This is a genomic window from Methylobacterium symbioticum, assembly GCF_902141845.1.
Taxonomy (GTDB): domain Bacteria; phylum Pseudomonadota; class Alphaproteobacteria; order Rhizobiales; family Beijerinckiaceae; genus Methylobacterium; species Methylobacterium symbioticum.
The window spans coordinates 20,688-38,291 of sequence record NZ_CABFPH010000051.1; the positions used below are offsets into that span (position 1 = coordinate 20,688).

General features: G+C 69.2%; 14 protein-coding genes and 1 pseudogene. 13 read left to right on the forward strand and 2 right to left on the reverse strand.

Features of this window, described 5'->3' with window-relative positions; translation table 11 throughout:
* The first annotated feature begins 4 nt into the window (after positions 1-4).
* On the forward strand, positions 5-640 hold the full coding sequence (locus tag MET9862_RS17085; protein ID WP_438616625.1) for an SCO family protein: 636 nt from the start codon (positions 5-7) through the stop codon (positions 638-640).
* On the opposite strand, the gene MET9862_RS17090 is transcribed toward MET9862_RS17085, so the two are convergent.
* Complete coding sequence (locus MET9862_RS17090) at positions 607-1,995, reverse strand: LLM class flavin-dependent oxidoreductase (protein ID WP_142584110.1); 1,389 nt, start codon at positions 1,993-1,995, stop codon at positions 607-609. The two genes, MET9862_RS17085 and MET9862_RS17090, sit on opposite strands and share 34 nt — an antisense overlap.
* 519 nt (positions 1,996-2,514) lie before the next feature.
* Here MET9862_RS17090 and MET9862_RS17095 point away from each other — a divergent pair.
* The 5 genes from MET9862_RS17095 to MET9862_RS17115 are packed head-to-tail and all read left to right on the forward strand — an operon-like array spanning position 2,515 to position 7,987.
* Entirely contained in the window at positions 2,515-4,134 is a 1,620-nt protein-coding gene (locus MET9862_RS17095; RefSeq protein WP_142584111.1) for an ABC transporter substrate-binding protein, read from the forward strand.
* 9 nt (positions 4,135-4,143) lie between these two features.
* Positions 4,144-5,127 carry an ABC transporter permease gene (locus tag MET9862_RS17100; RefSeq protein WP_142584112.1) on the forward strand — a complete coding sequence of 328 codons (984 nt, stop codon included), beginning with the start codon at positions 4,144-4,146 and terminating at the stop codon, positions 5,125-5,127.
* A gap of 4 nt (positions 5,128-5,131) precedes the next feature.
* Positions 5,132-6,004: an ABC transporter permease gene (locus MET9862_RS17105; protein ID WP_142584113.1), complete on the forward strand. Its 873-nt coding sequence runs from the start codon at positions 5,132-5,134 to the stop codon at positions 6,002-6,004.
* Positions 6,001-7,029: an ABC transporter ATP-binding protein gene (locus tag MET9862_RS30120; protein WP_142584114.1), complete on the forward strand. Its 1,029-nt coding sequence runs from the start codon at positions 6,001-6,003 to the stop codon at positions 7,027-7,029. The genes MET9862_RS17105 and MET9862_RS30120 overlap by 4 nt, the downstream gene beginning before the upstream one ends.
* Complete coding sequence (locus MET9862_RS17115) at positions 6,992-7,987, forward strand: ABC transporter ATP-binding protein (RefSeq protein ID WP_142584115.1); 996 nt, start codon at positions 6,992-6,994, stop codon at positions 7,985-7,987. Before MET9862_RS30120 ends, MET9862_RS17115 begins: the two co-directional genes overlap by 38 nt.
* A gap of 120 nt (positions 7,988-8,107) precedes the next feature.
* On the opposite strand, the pseudogene MET9862_RS17120 reads toward MET9862_RS17115, so the two are convergent.
* Positions 8,108-9,248 (reverse strand): annotated as a pseudogene (locus MET9862_RS17120) (IS3 family transposase).
* 353 nt (positions 9,249-9,601) lie between these two features.
* Here MET9862_RS17120 and MET9862_RS17125 point away from each other — a divergent pair.
* The 7 genes from MET9862_RS17125 to MET9862_RS17155 form a co-directional block, all read left to right on the forward strand.
* The gene (locus tag MET9862_RS17125; protein WP_142584117.1) at positions 9,602-11,203 is read left to right on the forward strand and encodes a sigma 54-interacting transcriptional regulator; all 1,602 of its coding nucleotides are present in this window, start codon (positions 9,602-9,604) and stop codon (positions 11,201-11,203) included.
* Positions 11,204-11,413: 210 nt separating this feature from the next.
* Positions 11,414-11,965: an OsmC family protein gene (locus tag MET9862_RS17130; RefSeq protein ID WP_142584118.1), complete on the forward strand. Its 552-nt coding sequence runs from the start codon at positions 11,414-11,416 to the stop codon at positions 11,963-11,965.
* A 59-nt stretch (positions 11,966-12,024) separates the two neighbouring features.
* A complete protein-coding gene (locus MET9862_RS17135; RefSeq protein WP_142584119.1) occupies positions 12,025-13,203 on the forward strand; it encodes an acyl-CoA dehydrogenase family protein in 1,179 nt (392 codons plus the stop codon).
* Positions 13,200-14,534, forward strand: a complete 1,335-nt coding sequence (locus MET9862_RS17140; RefSeq protein ID WP_142584120.1) for an FAD-dependent oxidoreductase — start codon at positions 13,200-13,202, stop codon at positions 14,532-14,534. Before MET9862_RS17135 ends, MET9862_RS17140 begins: the two co-directional genes overlap by 4 nt.
* A gap of 10 nt (positions 14,535-14,544) precedes the next feature.
* Entirely contained in the window at positions 14,545-15,492 is a 948-nt protein-coding gene (locus tag MET9862_RS17145) for an MBL fold metallo-hydrolase (RefSeq protein ID WP_142584121.1), read from the forward strand.
* Between the two features lie 4 nt (positions 15,493-15,496).
* Complete coding sequence (locus MET9862_RS17150; RefSeq protein ID WP_142584122.1) at positions 15,497-16,258, forward strand: sulfite exporter TauE/SafE family protein; 762 nt, start codon at positions 15,497-15,499, stop codon at positions 16,256-16,258.
* A gap of 123 nt (positions 16,259-16,381) precedes the next feature.
* The coding region (locus MET9862_RS17155; RefSeq protein ID WP_142584123.1) for a CmpA/NrtA family ABC transporter substrate-binding protein at positions 16,382-17,604 on the forward strand (1,223 nt) is incomplete at its 3' end.

A 17,604-nucleotide genomic window follows, 5' to 3' on the forward strand; every position in this document is an offset into this window, starting at 1 on the left:
ACTCCTGAATCCGCGTCGCGGGGCGGGAGCCGCGGCGCTTGCCGCCTGCGCACTCGGCCTCCTCGTGGCGCTGGCCCGCGCCGAGGAGGCGCCGCGCCGGTCCGCGGCCGAGCTGATGGACGTGCTGATGTGGAACCGCGAGCCGGTCGGCGGCCCGTTCGCGCTTGTCGATCACGAGGGCCGGCCGCGCACGGATGCCGACTTCCGCGGCAAGCTGCTGATCGTCTATTTCGGCTTCACCGCCTGTCCCGACATCTGCCCGACGGACCTGATGGAGGTCGCCCGGGCCCTGACGCTTCTGGGCGCGGAGGCGGAGCGGGTCCAGGCGGTCTTCGTCACGCTCGATCCGGAGCGCGACTCTCCAGCCCATCTCGCTGCGTACCTGCAGAGCTTTCATCCCGCCCTGGTTGGGCTGACCGGCAGCCCGGACGCGATCCGACGCATGGCGGACGCCTACAAGGTCTATTTCGCGAAGGCCGAGGGCGCGGACGGGAACGGCACCATCGAGCACTCGGCCTTCGTCTATCTGATGGACCGGTCCGGTGCCTATCTCGGCTTCTTCCCTCCTGGCACCTCGGCCGAGCGGATGCTGACCATCATCCGCCCTCAGCTGGCGGCGGAGCGTCCCGGGACCCGGTAGGCGGCACCCGGATGGCTGGCCTTCAGATGCGGACCGGCGCCGGGGAACAGCTTCTCGCGCAGCGTCCCCTCGCGATAGGCCGTCTTGAAGGCGCCGCGCGCCTGCAGTTCCGGCACGACCAGATCGACAAAGGCCTCCAGCGTCTCCGGCGCGACCACGCGGGTGAGGTTGAAGCCGTCGATATCCGCGGCCTCGGCCCAGTCGATGAGCGCGTCGGCGACCTCGCTCGGCGAGCCTACGATGAAGGGGGCGCGTGCCCCGCGCGGGCCGAACTCGGCGAAGTCGGCCAGCGTGAAGGGCCGCTCGCCCGGTGCGGTCAGGTTCTCGACGAGCGACTGCATCGCGTTGGTCGCCTGATAGGCCAGCGGCTCGTCGGGCCTCAGCCCGGCGAGGTCGATCCCTGTCCAGCCTGAGACGAGGGCGTATTGCCCTTGCGCGTCGAGATAGCGGGCGTACTCGTCCCGCAGGTCCAGCGCCTCGGCCCGGGTCGGCGCCACGATCACCGTGGCGCCGAGGAACATGCGGATGTCGCGCGGGTCGCGCCCGGCGGCACGAGCGGCCTCGCGGATGCTGCGGACGGCGCGCGCCGCCACTGCCTTGCTGTGGCCGTTGAGGAAAATCGCCTCGGCATGGCGGGCCGCGAACAGGCGTCCGCGTGACGAGGTGCCGGCCTGGTAGAGGACCGGGCTCCGCTGCGGCGAGGGCTCGCTGAGGTGCCGCCCGTCGACCCGGTAATAGGGCCCCTCATGGCGCACGCGGTGCACCCGGGCCGGATCGCTGAACACGCCGCTCTCCGCGTCGCGCAGCACCGCGCCCGCCTCCCAGCTCCCCTCCCAGAGCTTGTAGGCAGCCTCAAGGAAATCCTCTCCCGCCTCGTAGCGGACATCGTGGGCACGCGCCTCGGCGAGACCCATGCCACGCGCCCCGCTCTCGAGATAGCCGGTCACGATGTTCCAGCCGACACGGCCGCCGGTGAGCTGGTCGAGGGTCGAGACGCGGCGGGTGAAGGTGAAGGGGTGCTCGTAGGTGAGGTTGGCGGTGACGCCGAATCCGAGATGATGTGTCGCCTGAGCCATCGCCGGCACGAGGAGGAACGGGTCGAGGTTCGGCGCCTGTGCCGCGCGGGCGAGCGCCGTCTCGGCGCTGCCGCCATAGACGTCGTACTGGCCGATCACGTCGGCGAGGAAGACGCCGTCGAACAGCCCGCGCTCGGCCGTGCGGGCGAGGGAGACCCAATAATCGAGGCTGTTGTAGGCGGCGCTCGCATCCCGCGGATGCCGCCACAGCCCCGCCCAGGTATGGCCAGGCGCAGCCATCTGGAAGGCGTTCAACAACAATTCGCGGTGCCGGGACATGGTGGGTTCCGTGGAGCGTTGGTCGTACCGGGGGGCTTGAGAGGAGGCGCCGTGCTGCCGGGATCTCGGGCGCTGTGGCGCGCTCGAACGTATTCGCGTAGACGCTCCGGTCAACTAGAACGTTGTTTTTCATTTTTGCCGCCGCGTAGAATGAATAGACTCTAATGTCGAATGTGGAAAATGACTTGTGCTTTCTAGTGATTAGGATAAAGATCGAGATCCAAAAATCATAAGGAGAAAATTTTCAGACAGAAAGATCGTCTAAAGTTTCGGGACGTGAGAGCAAGGTCGCTTATCAGCGGGTGAGCGCGCAAGAAGATCGATTTTCATGCAGAAGTATGTTCTAATTCGAATGCAATTTCTGGCATTATCATCCAAATATCAGGATCATTCCACCGAGGCCGTAAATATGAATCTCGCTGATCTTCTGGAAGTGCGGATTTGTTCTGTTTATAGAACGCCACCACGGGGTGCATTCGACGGCGGAGAGCCGGGCGCACGCCCGTCGGGAGCGGCGAGATGGTTTCAAAGGGCATCCTGGGACTTGGCGGAGCGGCGTTCGGTCTGATCCTCACGGCCGGCGCGGCGCTGGCGGAGCCCGCGCGGTCCGGCGGCACACTGACCGCGATCGTGCAGCCCGAGCCCGTGATCCTGACCGCGGCGCTCAACACGGCCGCCCCGACCGGGGTCGTCAGCGGGACGATCTTCGACGGGCTCGTCGATTACGACCGTGACCTCAAGCCGATCCCGGCGCTCGCGACCTCCTGGGAGACCGCGCCCGACGGCCTCAGCCTGACCTTCCACCTGCGCCCGAACGTGAAGTGGCACGACGGCCAGCCCTTCACGGCGGCGGACGTCAAATGGACGCTGGAGAACGTCTGGACCAAGATCCATCCCCGCAATCAGGTGACTTTCGGCAAGGTCACGGGTGTCGAGACGCCCGATCCGCTCACCGTGATCCTGCGCCTCGGCCAGCCCTCGCCAGCGATTCTCTCGTCGCTCAACAGCAACGGGGCGCAGATCCTGCCCAAGCACCTCTACGAGGGCACCGACCCGCTCTCCAACCCCTACAACAACAAGCCGGTCGGCACCGGCCCGTTCAAGTTCAAGGAATGGAGCCGCGGCAATCACATCGTGCTGGAGCGCAACCCCGATTACTGGGATGCGGGCAAGCCCTATCTCGACCGCGTCGTCTTCCGCGTGCTGCCCGACGCCGCCGCCCGGGCCGCCGCCCTGGAGAAGGGCGAGGCGCAATACGCGCCCCTGAGCCCGGTGCCGCTGAAGGACGCCGCCCGCCTCGGCGGCCTGCCGAACCTGCGCGTCGAGACCACCGGATACGAGTGGCTCTCGCCCTGGCTGTTCGCCGATTTCAACGTCGAGCGCGGGCCCCTCAAGGACGTGCGGGTGCGCCGCGCCCTCGCCCAGGCCATCGACCGGGCGGCGCTTGCCCGCGTGGTCTGGTTCAATTTCGGGGTGCCGGCGACGAGCCCGGTCCCCTCGACGCTTACCGACTTCCACGCCAAGGACACGCCGGCCTACCCGTTCGACACCAAGCGGGCCGAGGCGCTCCTCGACGAGGCCGGCTGGGCGCGCGGCGCGAACGGCACGCGCTTCAGCCTTGAGATCGACTACATCCCGTACGGCGACGACTTCAAGCGGACGGCCGAGTTCCTCAAGGCCTCGCTGCGCCGCGTCGGCGTCGAGGCCAATATCCGCAGCCAGGACACGCCGAGCTACACACGCCGGATCTACGGCGACCGCGACTTCGACATCGCGATCACGTGGTTCGCCGCCTTCTCGGATCCGCAAGTCGGCGTCACTCGTGCCTACTGGTCTGCCTCCGTCGGCAAGAACATCCCCTGGACGAACGGCTCGGGCTACCGCAACCCGGAGGTCGACGGGCTGATCGCGGCGGTGCAGGGGGAGGCCGATCCGGCCAAGCGGCGCGCGCTGTTCCGGCGCTTCCAGGAGATCGTCCTCACCGACCTGCCGACCCTGCCGCTGCTGGAGCTGAAGTTCTTCACGGTCGAGGCGGTCGGGCTCCGCCACGGCGCCCGCGGCGACCAGGTCTATGGCAGCTTCCGCGATTTCCGCTTCGACGGTCCGGCTCCCGGCCAGTCCCGCGCCAGCGCCAACTGAGCGATCAAGATGCGCATGCCCGCGGGCGGCTCGGCGGCGATCCGCCGCCTGGCCCAGATGGTGTCGGTCGTGGTCGGCATCGCCGTCGTCAACTTCTTCCTGCTGCATCTGGCGCCGGGCGACGCGGCCCAGGTGCTGGCGGGAGAGGCGGGCTCGGCCACGCCCGAATACATCGCGGCCCTGCGCGCGCAGTTCGGCCTCGACCAGCCCCTGGGGGTGCAGTTCGCGAAGTACCTCGCCAAGGTGCTGACCCTCGATCTCGGCTTCTCCGTCCGGCAGGGCCTGCCGGTGGCGCAGCTCATCCTCGACCGGCTCGGGCCAACGCTCCTGCTGATGGGGGCGAGCCTCGGCTTCGCCGTCCTCGCCGGAGGAGCGCTGGGCTTCGTCGCGGCCCGTCATGCCGGCCGGCCTCTCGACACCGCGATCTCAGCCCTCGCGCTTCTCTTCTACGCGACGCCGGTCTTCTGGATCGGCGTGATGCTGATCGTCGTGTTCTCGGTCTGGCTCGACTGGCTGCCGGTCGGCGGCATGGCCGAGATCGGGACGGGCCGCACCGGCCTCGCCCATCTCGGCGACGTCCTGCGCCACCTCGTGCTCCCGGCCCTGACCCTGGCCCTCTACTATCTCGCGATCTACACGCGCCTGACCCGGGCCGCGATGCTGGAGGCCTATGGCCAGGATTACGTGCGCACGGCGGTGGCCAAGGGCGTGCGCCCGCGCCGGATCGCCTACCGGCACGTCCTGCGCAACGCGCTCCTGCCGGTGGTGACGCAGCTCGGCCTGCAGCTCGGCGCGATCCTCGGGGGCGCCGTCCTGGTGGAGACGGTCTTCGCTTGGCCGGGCCTCGGCCGCCTCGCCTTCGAGGCCCTGTTCCAGCGGGACCTCAACCTGCTGCTCGGCATCCTGCTGTGCAGTTCGGTCGTCGTCGTCCTCGCCAACCTTGCGGTCGACCTGCTCTACGCGGTGCTCGATCCGCGCACCGCCCGAGCCTGACCCGATGACCGGCACGCTGACGATCTCAGCGGCCCGGCCGCGGCCGGCCGGACTTGTCGCCCGCCTGATCCGGCGCCCCTCCGCCGTCGTCGGCCTGGCCCTGCTCGGCCTCGTCGCCGGGGCGGGCCTCGCCGCGCCGGTCCTCTATCCTGGCGACCCGCTCGACATGATCGGCGCGCCGCTGCAATGGCCGGGTATGGACCCGGCCTTCCCGCTCGGCACGGACATGCTCGGACGCGACATCGCCGCCGGGATCACGCACGGCGCTCGGATCTCGCTGATGATCGGCGCGGTCGCGACCCTGGTGGCGCTCGTCATCGGAGTCGGGATCGGGGCAGGGGCCGGCTATTACGGCGGCCGCGTCGAGGCCGCTCTGATGCGGCTCACCGAACTCTTCCAGACCATCCCGCCCTTCCTGTTCACCCTGGCGATCGTCGCGGTGCTGCAGCCCTCCATCCCGACTATCGTGCTGGCGATCGGGCTGACCGGCTGGCCGGGCCTGGCCCGGCTGGTGCGGGCCGAGGTGCTGCGCCTGCGCGACGGCGAGCTCGTCCAGGCCTCGATCGTGATCGGCGCCTCGGATGCCCGCATCATCGGCCTGCATATCCTGCCGAACGTGCTCGCCCCCGTGGTGGTCTCCGCCTCGATCCTAGTGGCGAACGCGATCCTGACCGAGTCGAGCCTCGCCTTCCTCGGCCTCGGCGACCCGAACGTCGTCAGTTGGGGGGGCATGGTGGGCGCTGGGCGCGAGGTGATCCGCACGGACTGGTTCGTTGCCGCGGCTCCGGGGCTCGCCATCGTCGCGGCCGTGCTCGCACTCAACCTGCTCGGCGACGGGCTCAACGACGCGCTCGACCTGAAGCGGGCGCTGCGATGAGCGCGGAGACGCGCACGGGGGCACCCGTCCTGGAGGTCGACGACCTCCGGATCTCCTTCCGCGAGCGCGCCGCCGAGCGGGCGGCGGTGCACGGCCTCGGCTTCTCGGTGGAGGCCGGCGAGACCCTGGCGATCGTCGGCGAATCCGGCTGCGGCAAGTCGCTCACCGCTTTCGCGCTGCTCGGCCTGCTGCCCGGCAACGCCCGCGCCAGCGGACGCGTCCGCCTGGAGGGCCGCGACATCCTCGGGCTTGAGGGCGAGGCGATGCGGCGCCTGCGCGGCACGCGCATCGCCATGATCTTCCAGGAGCCGATGACGGCGCTCAACCCGGTTCTCACGATCGGTGCCCAGATCGTCGAGGCGATCCGGGAGCACGAGGCGGTGAGCGCCGCCGACGCCCGCACGCGGACGCTCAGTCTTCTCGCGCGCGTCCGCATTCCCGATCCCGAGCGCCGCTTCGGCGAGTATCCGCACCGACTGTCCGGCGGCATGCGCCAGCGCGTGGTGATCGCGATGGCGCTCGCCTGCGCGCCGGCCGTCCTCGTCGCGGACGAGCCGACCACGGCCCTCGACGTCACGGTGCAGGCAGAGATCCTCGACCTGATCGACGACCTGCGCCGGGAGACCGGCATGGCGGTGGTGCTCATCACCCACGATCTCGGCCTCGTGGCCGAGCATGCCGACCGGGTGCTGGTCATGTATGCGGGGCGCGCTGTCGAGGCCGGCTCTGCCGCCGCCCTCTTCGCCGCGCCGCGCCACCCCTATACGCGTGCCCTCGTCGCGGCCCGCCCGCGGCCGGGATCCGCCCTACGGCAGCGGCTCGTCGAGATTCCCGGCCAGGTCCCGCCGCCCGGCGCGATGCCGCCGGGCTGCGCCTTCGCGCCGCGCTGCCCGGCGGCTGAAGCGCCCTGCCGCGAGACCCCGCCGCCCCTCCCGTCCGTCGGTACCGCGGCGGAGCGGGTCGCCTGCCTCCGTTGGAAGGATCTCCGTGCTCCGGACCAATCCCCTGTACGGCTCGGCGCCTGACCTCGAGGCGCGGCCCCTGCTCACCGTAACGGATCTCGCGGTCCAGTACCGGACCGCCGGAGGCACGGTGCGGGCAGTGGACGGCGTGTCGCTGGAGGTCCACCCCGGCGAGACCCTCGGCCTCGTCGGCGAGTCGGGCTGCGGCAAGTCCACCCTGGGCCGCGCGATCCTGCGCCTCGTCGAGCCGAGCCGCGGCTCGATCCGGCTCGACGGACGCGAGCTCGTCGGCCTCCCGCGCCGGGCGCTCCGGGGCGAGCGGCGGCGCCTGCAGATGGTGTTCCAGGACAGCGGCGCCGCCCTCGATCCGCGCTGGACCGTGGGTCGGCTGATCGAGGAGCCGTTGCGCGTCTACGGGATCGGCGGGCGCGCCGAGCGCCGCGACCGGGTCGCGCGGCTCCTCGCCGATATGGGTCTTCCCCCAGATGCGGCGGCGCGCCATCCGCACGCCTTCTCGGGCGGCCAGCGCCAGCGCATCGGCATCGCCCGCGCGCTCGTCCTCGACCCCGACCTCGTGGTCTGCGACGAGCCGGTCTCGGCGCTCGACGTCTCAATCCAGGCGCAGATCCTCAACCTGCTGCAGGATCTGCAGGAACGGCGCGGCGTCGCCTTCCTGTTCATCAGCCACGATCTCTCGGTGGTCGAGCACGTCTCAGACCGGGTCGCAGTGATGTATCTTGGCCGCATCGTCGAGACCGCCCCGCGGGACGCCCTGTGGCGGGCGCCGGCCCACCCCTACACCCGCACGCTCCTCGCGGCCGTCCCCTCGCCCGAGCGCCAGGCACGCAGGGCCAGGCGAGGCGTCAACCTGCCCGACGCCCTGCCGAGCCCCTATGCGCCCCCCTCGGGCTGCCACTTCCATCCGCGCTGCCCGCTCGCCGTCGAGCGTTGCCGGTCTGAGGTGCCAGCCCTGCGGGCATTCTCCGGAACGGCCCACCGGGTCGCCTGTCATCTCGCCTGAGCGGCAGTCGGGATCGAGCGCTGACAGCGCCGCGGATCCCGTCGCCATCAGTGCGAGACTGCCTCCAGCACCCGGCCGACGATGACCGGACCGGTATTTTGTACCGGGCTAATTGGGAGGCTACTGCATGGTCGCTACCCTGGGTAGCCGGAAGGCCAGATCCGGGAAGGTGGGGGTGCGGGCGGCTGGGAGCCCAAGGATGAGTGCGGCCGGACGCGATTGTAGGTGTTTTGCCAAAGACCGATCACGATCTTCCCCTCCTTCAGCGAGTGGAAAATTTCCTGCGTCAGGCACTCATCGCGCAGTTTTCCGTTGAAGATCTCGCAATACCCGTTCTCCCACCGTGATCTGGGCGCGATGTACTGGATCTGTGGACCCGTCTTGGCGGCCCATTTGCGGCGTGCCTTCGAGATCATCTCAGGGCCGTTGTCGCACCGGATGTGCTCCGGGATGCCGTGCAAGCACATTGCGTCAGCCAACGCCTCGATCACGCCGAGGCCGTTGATCCGCCGAGCAACCTTCAGCGCCAGGCAGGTCCGGTTGTGCTCGTCGAGCCGCGTCAGGATGCGCAGGCTTCGGCCATCGTGGGTCTGCGCATGCACGAAGTCGAAGCTCCAGACCTGATTGCGGTGAAGCGGCCGCAGGCGCACGCAGGAGCCGTCGTTCGGCCAAAGTCGACTGCGGGGTCTCTGTCGGCTGGGGACCTTCAGCCCCTCGCGGTGCCAGATGCGCTGAACCCGATCCTCGCCCACCCGCCAGCCGCCTGCCTGCAGCAGAGCCGTGACGCGGCGGTAACCGTAGCGCCTATACTCGGACGCCAAGGCAACGATGGCCCGGGTCAGCCCATCTTCGTCGGCCGGCAGTGTGGGCACGTAGCGTTGCGTGCCGCGATGCTGGCCGACGATCCGGCAAGCATGACGTTCCGAGAGACTGTACTTCTCTCGGATGCCGTCGACCGCCTGCCAGCGTCGCTCGGGGGCTGCAAGTTTCCCGAGGCGACGTCCGCCAGGACCTGCTTCTCCGGAGACAGGTCTGCCACGAGCCGCCGCAGCCGCGCGTTCTCACGCTCCAGGTCCTTCATTTTCCTGGCCTGATCGACCCGGAGACCGCCGTACTCCTTGCGCCAGCGGTAATAGCTCTGCTCGGAGATCGCCGCCTCCTTGCAGGCCAAAGCCAAACTCTTGCCCTGCGCTGTCTGCACTTCGATCTGGCGCAGCTTGAGCACAACCTGCTCCGCGCTCGTCTTCTGACCTCGCCGCATCTCCGGCTCCTTCCGTCCTGGCTGATCCTCCCAATCAGCTCGGTCCAAAGCCCGCCGGTCAGGTCACTCAGTCTCGGCCATTCAGCGTCTTCTGGCGGCTTCTCAGAAGCGGACTCTGCGGCAGCTCAGCTTGTGGGTCTCAGTTGCGCTAGCAGCGAAACCGAGCGTCGAGGCGCGAAGCGGTTGTTCGTCTTCAGTCGTCGACCATGAGCATCGCGAGATGCGCAGTTCTCTCGCGCTCGCGGTCGATAAGGAGGGGACCCGCTCCGCCGCGGAGGCTCCGGCCGCATCCTATTTGCACGGGGCTTGCAAATCGGTGAGGTGCCGATCGAGCATCCAGGACGAGCCGAGGAATGGACGGACATATCCGTAGAGCCCCGTCGAGCGCGCATTGGCGCACGCAGGAGATGTTCCTCATCCAGGAGGTGATGAATTTGATCGGCAGGGGCCTGCGCCTCGATCAGGTCGCCCGCGAGATGCTGCATCTCCTGTCCGAGATCGTCGGGCTGAACCGCGGGCGCATCGTCCTGAAGGACCCTGAGGGCGAAGGATACCATATCGCCCATTCCTACGGGCTGACCCGCGAGGAGGCGGCGCGCGGACGCTACGCGCCGGGCGAGGGCATCACTGGGCGCGTCATCCAGGATGGCCACCTCATCATCGTGCAGGACATCGACAAGGATCCGACCTTCCTCGGACGCGCCGTGGCGCGGGCGCAATTGCCCCGCGGCGCCGTCTCGTTCCTGGCGCTGCCGATCCGGGTCGATCACCGCACCGTCGGTGCCATCGCCTGCCACCGCATCCGGCACCGGGAGCGGGCGCTCTCTGATGATCTCACCATCCTGCGCATCATCGCCACCATGGTCAGCCAGTTGTTGACCCTGAACGAACGCGTCGAGCGCAAGACGCGGGCGCTAGAAGAGCACAACGACATGCTGGAGCGGGAACTTCGCCTCAAGCGCGCCCGCTACGGCATCATCGGCACCTCGCCCGCACTGCTGCGAGCCCTAACGCAGGTCGAGAAAGTCGCGAATGCGACCGCGAGCGTGCTGCTGCTCGGCGAGTCGGGGACCGGCAAGGAACTCTTCGCCCGCGCGCTCCACCTCGAGAGCCCGCGTCGCGACCGGCCGTTCATCAAGGTCAATTGCGCGGCGATCCCCGACAGCCTGTTCGAGTCCGAGCTGTTTGGGCACGAGCGCGGCGCCTTCACTGGGGCGATCGAGGCGCGGGCGGGCTGGTTCGAGCAGGCGAGCGGCGGCACGATCTTCCTCGACGAGATCGGCGAGATGCCGGCAATCCTCCAGACCAAGCTGCTGCGCACGCTCCAGGAGGGCACCGTGGTTCGGCTCGGCGGCAAGCGCGAGATCCGCGTCGACATGCGCCTCGTGGCCGCGACGAACCGCGACCTCGCCACCGAGGTCGCCCACGGGCGCTTCCGGGAGGATCTGTTCTACCGCCTCAACGTCGTGCCAATCACCCTGCCGCCGCTGGCCGAGCGGCGCAGCGACATCCCCGATCTGGTGCTGCACTTCCTCACGCAGGCCAACCAGGGCAATCAGCGCAACGTCAACCTGACGCAAGCGGCGGTCGCCCACCTCGCCCGGCAGCCCTGGCCGGGCAACATCCGCCAGCTCGCCAACTTCATCGAACGGCTCGTGCTGCTGGCGAGTGAGGGTATCCTCGATGTGGAGGATGTGCGGCCGATGCTCAAAGGCGCCCTCGTCACGGCGCCGAGCGCGTTCGCGACGAGCCTCTATCATGTTCCTGAGCGGGAGGCCGCGCCGCGGGCGATCGGCTCCGTGCGGCCCTACCTGCCCGCCGATTCCCACGGGCATGCGGAGCTGCAGATCGCCTTGAGCCAGGCCGGCGGCAACAAGACCCGCGCGGCGCAGCGGCTCGGGCTGACCGAGCGCCAGTTCTCCTATCGCTGGCGAAAGCTCCAGCCGGCGCCGTGAAGAGGCCGACAAAACCTGACATTGTCGACAGAATGTCGACAATCGCAGACGCGTCGCGATGGCTTCGCAGCCATAAATATCTTCCAAGTTATTGATCATGTTTGTCTTTGTAGAATAATCGATCGCTCGACAGATCTGGCACTTGCCTTGCGCAAGCCCCTCCGAGCCGGCCCCGACACATCCGAGGCCTGAGCCGAACAGGAGTTGCTGATGAGCGCGAGCGCCGCCCCCCAAACTGTCTCCACCTACCTGCGGCCGATCAACCGGGACGGCCTGATGCAGTTTGCCGAGAAGGGCCGCTGCAATCCCGGCTCCCGCGGCACCAACAAGGTTCACACCGTCGTCGAGGGGCAGTACCGCACCCTCAGCTATGTCGGCGACCATCAGCCGGTCGTAGTGGACGAGCCGCTCCACCTCTTCGGCGAGAACACGGCGCCTGCACCCGGCGAGATCGTGCTCTCGGCGCTCGGCGGCTGTCTCGCGGTCGGCATCACCGCCGTCGCCACGTGGAAACAGGTGCGTCTCTCGCGCCTCGAACTGCATCTGGAGGGCGACATCGGCAACCCGGCCGCCTGGGGCGCCGGCGGCGCTGAGAAGCTGCCCGCCGAAATGGGCTTCCAAGAGATTCGGGTCGCCGTGACCATCGAGGGCAATGCGAGCCGCGAGGAGCTCGACGCCATCGTGCAGCACGCCAACGTGTTCTCGCCGGTGGCCAACTCCATGCGCAACCCGATCGCCTTCAAGATCGGACTGGCTGCCTGACGCCCTCGGCGGGGCCAGGTGTGCCCCGCCGTCTTCCCTACCCTCGAGGAGACTGCACGATGCCGAGCGCCCTCGCTCTCCGGCCGGCGGAGGATCGTATCGCGGCCGCGCCGGACCGCCCCGACTGGACCGACGCGGCCGTCCGTGCCGCGACGGAAGCCATCGCCGACGGCCCCTTAAGCGCGGCGGCGGCCGAGATCGACCGCGGCGCCTACCCGCTCGACATCCTCGGCCGACTCGGGAGCGCCGGGGCGCTCGGCGTCCATCTCGACCGCCACGGCGCCCGCATAGGCCTGTCGATCGCCGCGATGCAGGCCGCGAGCCGGGCCTGCGGCGCCACCGGCTTCCTGATGTGGTGCCACGACGTCTGCGGCCTCTACCTCGAGCAGTCGGACAACCCGGCGCTCTCCGGCGCAGTACTCGACGCCCACGCTGCGGGCCGGACCTTCGGCGGCACGGCCCTGTCCAACCCGATGAAGGCCTTCGCCGGAATCGAGCCGATCCTGCTGCGTGCCTGCCGTGTCCCCGGCGGCTACCGGGTCAGCGGCATGCTGCCCTGGGTCAGCCATATCGGACCGGGCCAGTATTGCGGCGCCATCGCGGGCGTGGTCGGCGCGGGCGACACGATCAGCCACGAGATCATGTTCCTACTGGCCTGCGACCAAGCCGAGCTGCGGCCCTGCCCGCATTTCTCCGGGATGGAGGGCACCAGCACCTGGGGCGTGCGGGTGGACGACCTCTTCGTCGGACACGACGCGATCATCGCCGATCCGGCCCGTCCGTTCATCAGCCGCATCCGCGGCGCCTTCATCCTGCTCCAGTGCGGCATGGGGCTGGGCGTCACCGAGGGCAGCCTCGACGCCATGCTGGCGGTCGAGGAGTCGCTCGGCCACGTCAACCAGTTCCTCGAAGACCGCCCCGACACCGTCGCGGCCGAACTCGCCGAGTTGCGCGCCCGCGTGATGCGTCTCGCCGAGACGCCCTACGACGGCTCGACAGACTACCTGATCGACGTGCTCGACGCCCGCGCCCAGACTTCGGAACTGGCCTTGCGCGCGTCTCAATCGGCGCTGCTGCACCAGGGAGCAAGGGGCTACCTCATGTCGGCCGCGCCCCAGCGGCGCATCCGCGAAGCGCATTTCGTCGCCATCGTCACCCCGGCGATCAAGCATCTGCGCTGGGAGATGGCGCGGCTGTCGCGGGAGACGCTTCCGCAATCCGAGGGAGGCCGGGCATGAACGCGCTGGCCCCAACCGACGGCCTCGGCCCCTGGCGGCAATTCCTCTGCCGGGCCTGCGGCCTGATCTACGACGAGGGCCAGGGCGATCCCGACAGCGGGCTGCCCCCCGGCACACGCTTCGCCGACATCCCCGAGGATTGGGCCTGCCCGATCTGCGGAGTCACCAAGGCGGATTTCGAGCCCTATGAGCGGCGCGCAAAGTCCGCGCCGATGCCGGTCTCACCCGCGCCGCAGCGCCGGCCCGGTGTGGTGATCGTCGGCGGTGGCGTCAGCGGTTGGAGCGTTGCTGAGGCGATCCGGGCCGGGGACGCGAGCCTTCCGATCACCCTGGTGACGGCCTGCGACGGCGGCCGCTACCACAAGCCTGAACTCTCCGTCGCCCTCGGGCGCGGTTTGAGCCCGGAGGCGCTTCGCCGCGAGACCGGCGCGGCGGCGGCGGCGCGGCTGGGCCTGCGGCTGCTGGCCGACACCGTCGCGGTCGGCCTCTCGCCAGAGCGCCATGCCCTGCGAACCACTCGCGGCACGTTGCCCTACACCCATCTCGTCCTCGCCCACGGCGCCCGCCCGGCGCTGCCGGCCGGCCTCGACCCGGCCCTGTGCTGGCGGGTGAACGACCTCGCCGCGTGGTCGGGGCTCCACTCTGAACTAGCACGGGGGGCCCGCACGGTCGCGGTGATCGGCGCCGGCATGGTCGGCTGCGAGCTGGCTGAGGACTTGGCGCGGGCGGGCCACACCGCCACCCTCGTCGGCGCGGAGGCGCTGCCGCTGCCCGAACTGCTGCCGGAACAGGCCGGTCGGCGCCTGTTGGCGGGCCTTGAAGGGCTCGGCATCCGCTACCGGGGAAACAGCCTCGTGAGTGGTTTGAGCCGGCAACCGGACGGCACGGTCGCGCTGACGCTTGCCGACGGCACGCGGTTCGCAGCCGCGACTGTGATCGCCGCGACCGGCCTCGCCACTCCCTCGCGCCTCGTGCGGAGCGCCGGCCTCGCCTTCGACCGCGGCATCGTCGTCGATCCGGCTACCTTGCGCACGAGTGGACCCGACATCTTCGCGCTCGGCGATTGCATCAGCCTCGGCGGACAGCCCTGCCGCTTCATCGAGCCGGTCGCCCGGCAAGCCGCGACCATCGCCGGCGCGATCCTGGGCCGAGACCATCTGGGCTACGCCCACGCCGTCCCGGTCGTCCGCCTCAAGACCCGCTCGTCGCCGATCGCACTGCACGGCACCCCCGTCGCCGGGGCGCCCTGGCACGTCGTCGAGGACAGCGCGCAGCGCCTCGCGATGGAGCAGCGGCAGAACGGCCAAGTCACCGCCTGGCTTGCAGCCTGAGGAGGGAAAGATGGAAAGCTCGATCCCCGGTGACTCCGCCCTCGAACGGGCGCAGGCCCAAGTCGCCGCGAGTCTGTCGGACCAAGCCCGGTGTCCTGTCGTGCGCGGCTTCTTCGACGAGCCCACACACACCGCGACCTTCGTGATTCACGATCCCGAGAGCCGCGAGGCGGCGGTGATCGATTCGGTGCTCGACTTCGACCCCTCCTCCGGCACGATCTCCTACGCAGCCGCCGAGCGGGTCATCGACCACGTCCGCTCGGAGAACCTGACGGTCGCCTGGATCCTCGAGACCCATGTCCACGCCGACCACCTCTCGGCCGCGCCCTACCTCCAGGGCAAGCTCGGCGGGCGTCTTGCCATCGGGCGCGGCATCCTCGCGGTGCAGGAGACCTTCGGCAAGCTGTTCAACGCGGGCACCGCCTTCGCCCGCACCGGCGCAGAGTTCAACCGCCTGTTCGAGGACGGCGACCGCTTCAGCCTCGGCGGGATCGAGGCGACGATCCTCCACGTGCCGGGCCATACCCCAGCCGACCTCGCCTACGTGATCGGCGACGCCGCCTTCGTCGGCGACACCCTGTTCATGCCGGATTACGGCACGGCGCGGGCCGACTTCCCCGGGGGTGATGCCCGCCTGCTGTTCCGCTCGATCCGGCGCCTGCTGTCGCTGCCCGACGCGACGCGGCTGTTCCTCTGCCACGACTATAGAGCGCCTGGCCGCGATAGCTTCGTCACCGAGACCACCGTTGTGGCCCAGCGTAAACACAACGTCCATGTCCGCGACGGGACGGCGGAGGACGACTTCGTCGCGATGCGCGAGGCTCGCGACCGGACGCTCGCCACGCCGCGGCTGATCATGCCATCGATCCAGGTGAACATGCGCGGCGGCCGCCTGCCGGAGCCGGAGGCGAACGGCAGGCGCTACCTCAAGATTCCGCTGACGACGGGCCAGGGGTGAACCGGTGCCGGACCCCATCCAAGTGGCCCTGGGGGCAGCCTCCGGCTCGGTCGTCGGACTGATCCTGGGGCTTGCCGGCGGCGGTGGCTCGATCCTCGCGATCCCGATGCTGATCCATGTCGTCGGGCTCCGGAACGTCCACGTCGCGGTCGGGACCGGCGCGTTCGCGGTCTCGGCCTGCGCGCTCGTCAACCTCGTCGGCCATCTGCGGATGGCGCGGGTGCCGTGGCGCGCGGCTGGATGGTTCGGCATGGCCGGCGTTCTCGCGGCCGGGCTCGGCGCCGATCTCGGCAAGCAGTTCGACGGGCCCCGGCTGCAGGCGCTGTTCGCGCTGGTCATGCTCGCGGCGGCGGCCATGATGATCCGGCGCCGTTTCCGGCCCGAAGCGGAGCCCAACGCGAGGCGCGGGAGTGTGCCGAAGCTCGTCGGCTTCGGCGGGGCCACGGGGCTGATGTCGGGCTTCTTCGGTATTGGCGGCGGCTTCCTCGTCGTGCCGGGACTCGTCGCTGCGACCGGGATGCCGCTCGTCAGCGCGGTCGGCTGCTCGCTCGTGGTGATCACCGCCTTCGGCCTCACCACCGGCTTCAGCTACGCCCTGTCCCAACTCGTGGACTGGCCCCTCGTTCTCGCCTTCGTGGCGGGCGGGGCAGGCGGCGGCCTCGCGGGCTTGCGGCTGCGCTCGGCCTGCGCCGCCCGCAAGGGCCTGCTCGACATCGTTCTGGCCGGGCTCATCGCCGGCGCCGGTCTCGTGATGCTGGTCCGCTGAGCCTGCCGACACCCCGATCATGCACATCCGAGAACGATAAGCCTCTGATTAAACAGATAAAATATCCCAGCGTTTGGCGCGACTGTTGCTGAGAGACTTCCACCTACCCCGCCGGAGACCGTGATGGCCACCTTCGACAATCCTTTCGATGTCAAACGCCGCTTTGCCCGCAGCGGCTGCTCCTGCGGGGCGCATGATAGCCAGGCTGCGCACGAGGCGGCCCTGCCGACGGGGGACGCGGCGATCGAGCGGGCCGTCGCGGCGACGATGATGCGCGCCCTGTTTCCGCGTGCGCTCGAACGCCGCGCCATCCTGAGGAGTGTCGGGACCGCGACCGCGGCGGCGGTTGTCAGCCAGTTCCTGCCGACGAAGTTCATCGCCGAAGCCTTCGCCGAGGAGACCAAGCCCGAGAAGGCCGACCTCAAGGTCGGCTTCATCCCGATCACCTGCGCTACGCCGATCATCATGGCCAAGCCCATGGGCTTCTACGAGAAGCAGGGCCTGAACGTTGAGGTGGTGAAGACCGCCGGCTGGGCGGTGGTGCGCGACAAGACGCTGAACAAGGAATACGACGCCGCCCACATGCTGGCGCCGATGCCGCTCGCCATCACCCTTGGCCTCGGCTCGAACCCGGTGCCCTTCGCGGTTCCTGCCATCGAGAACGTCAACGGTCAGGCGATCTGTCTCGCCAACAAGCACAAAGACAACCGCGATCCGAAGGACTGGAAGGGCTTCAAGCTCGCGATCCCGTTCGATTACTCGAACCACAATTATCTTCTGCGCTACTACCTCGCCGAGCACGGCATCGACCCCGACACCGACGTGCAGCTCCGCGCCGTGCCGCCGCCCGAGATGGTCGCGAACCTGCGCGCCGACAACATCGACGGCTTCCTCGCCCCCGACAACATCGTCCAGCGCGCGGTCTATGACGGCGTCGGCTTCATCCACATCCTGTCGAAGGAGATCTGGGATGGGCATCCCTGCTGCTCGTTTTCGGTGGCTCAGGACACGATCCGCGAGATGCCGAAAGCCACCGCCGCGCTGCTGCGCGCCATCCTCCAGGCCACCGCTTACGCTGCCAAAGCGGAGAACCGGAAGGAGATCGCCGCCGCGATCGCCCCGGCGAACTATCTCAACCAGCCGCTCACCGTGGTGGAGCAGGTGCTCACCGGCACCTATGCCGATGGCCTCGGCAGCGTGAAGAAGGACCCCAAGCGCGTCGCCTTCGACCCTTTTCCCTACGAGAGCTTCGCGGTGTGGATCCTGACCCAGATGAAGCGCTGGGGCCAGCTCAAGGGCGACGTCGACTACGCCGCGGTCGCCCGCCAGGTCTATCTCGCCACCGA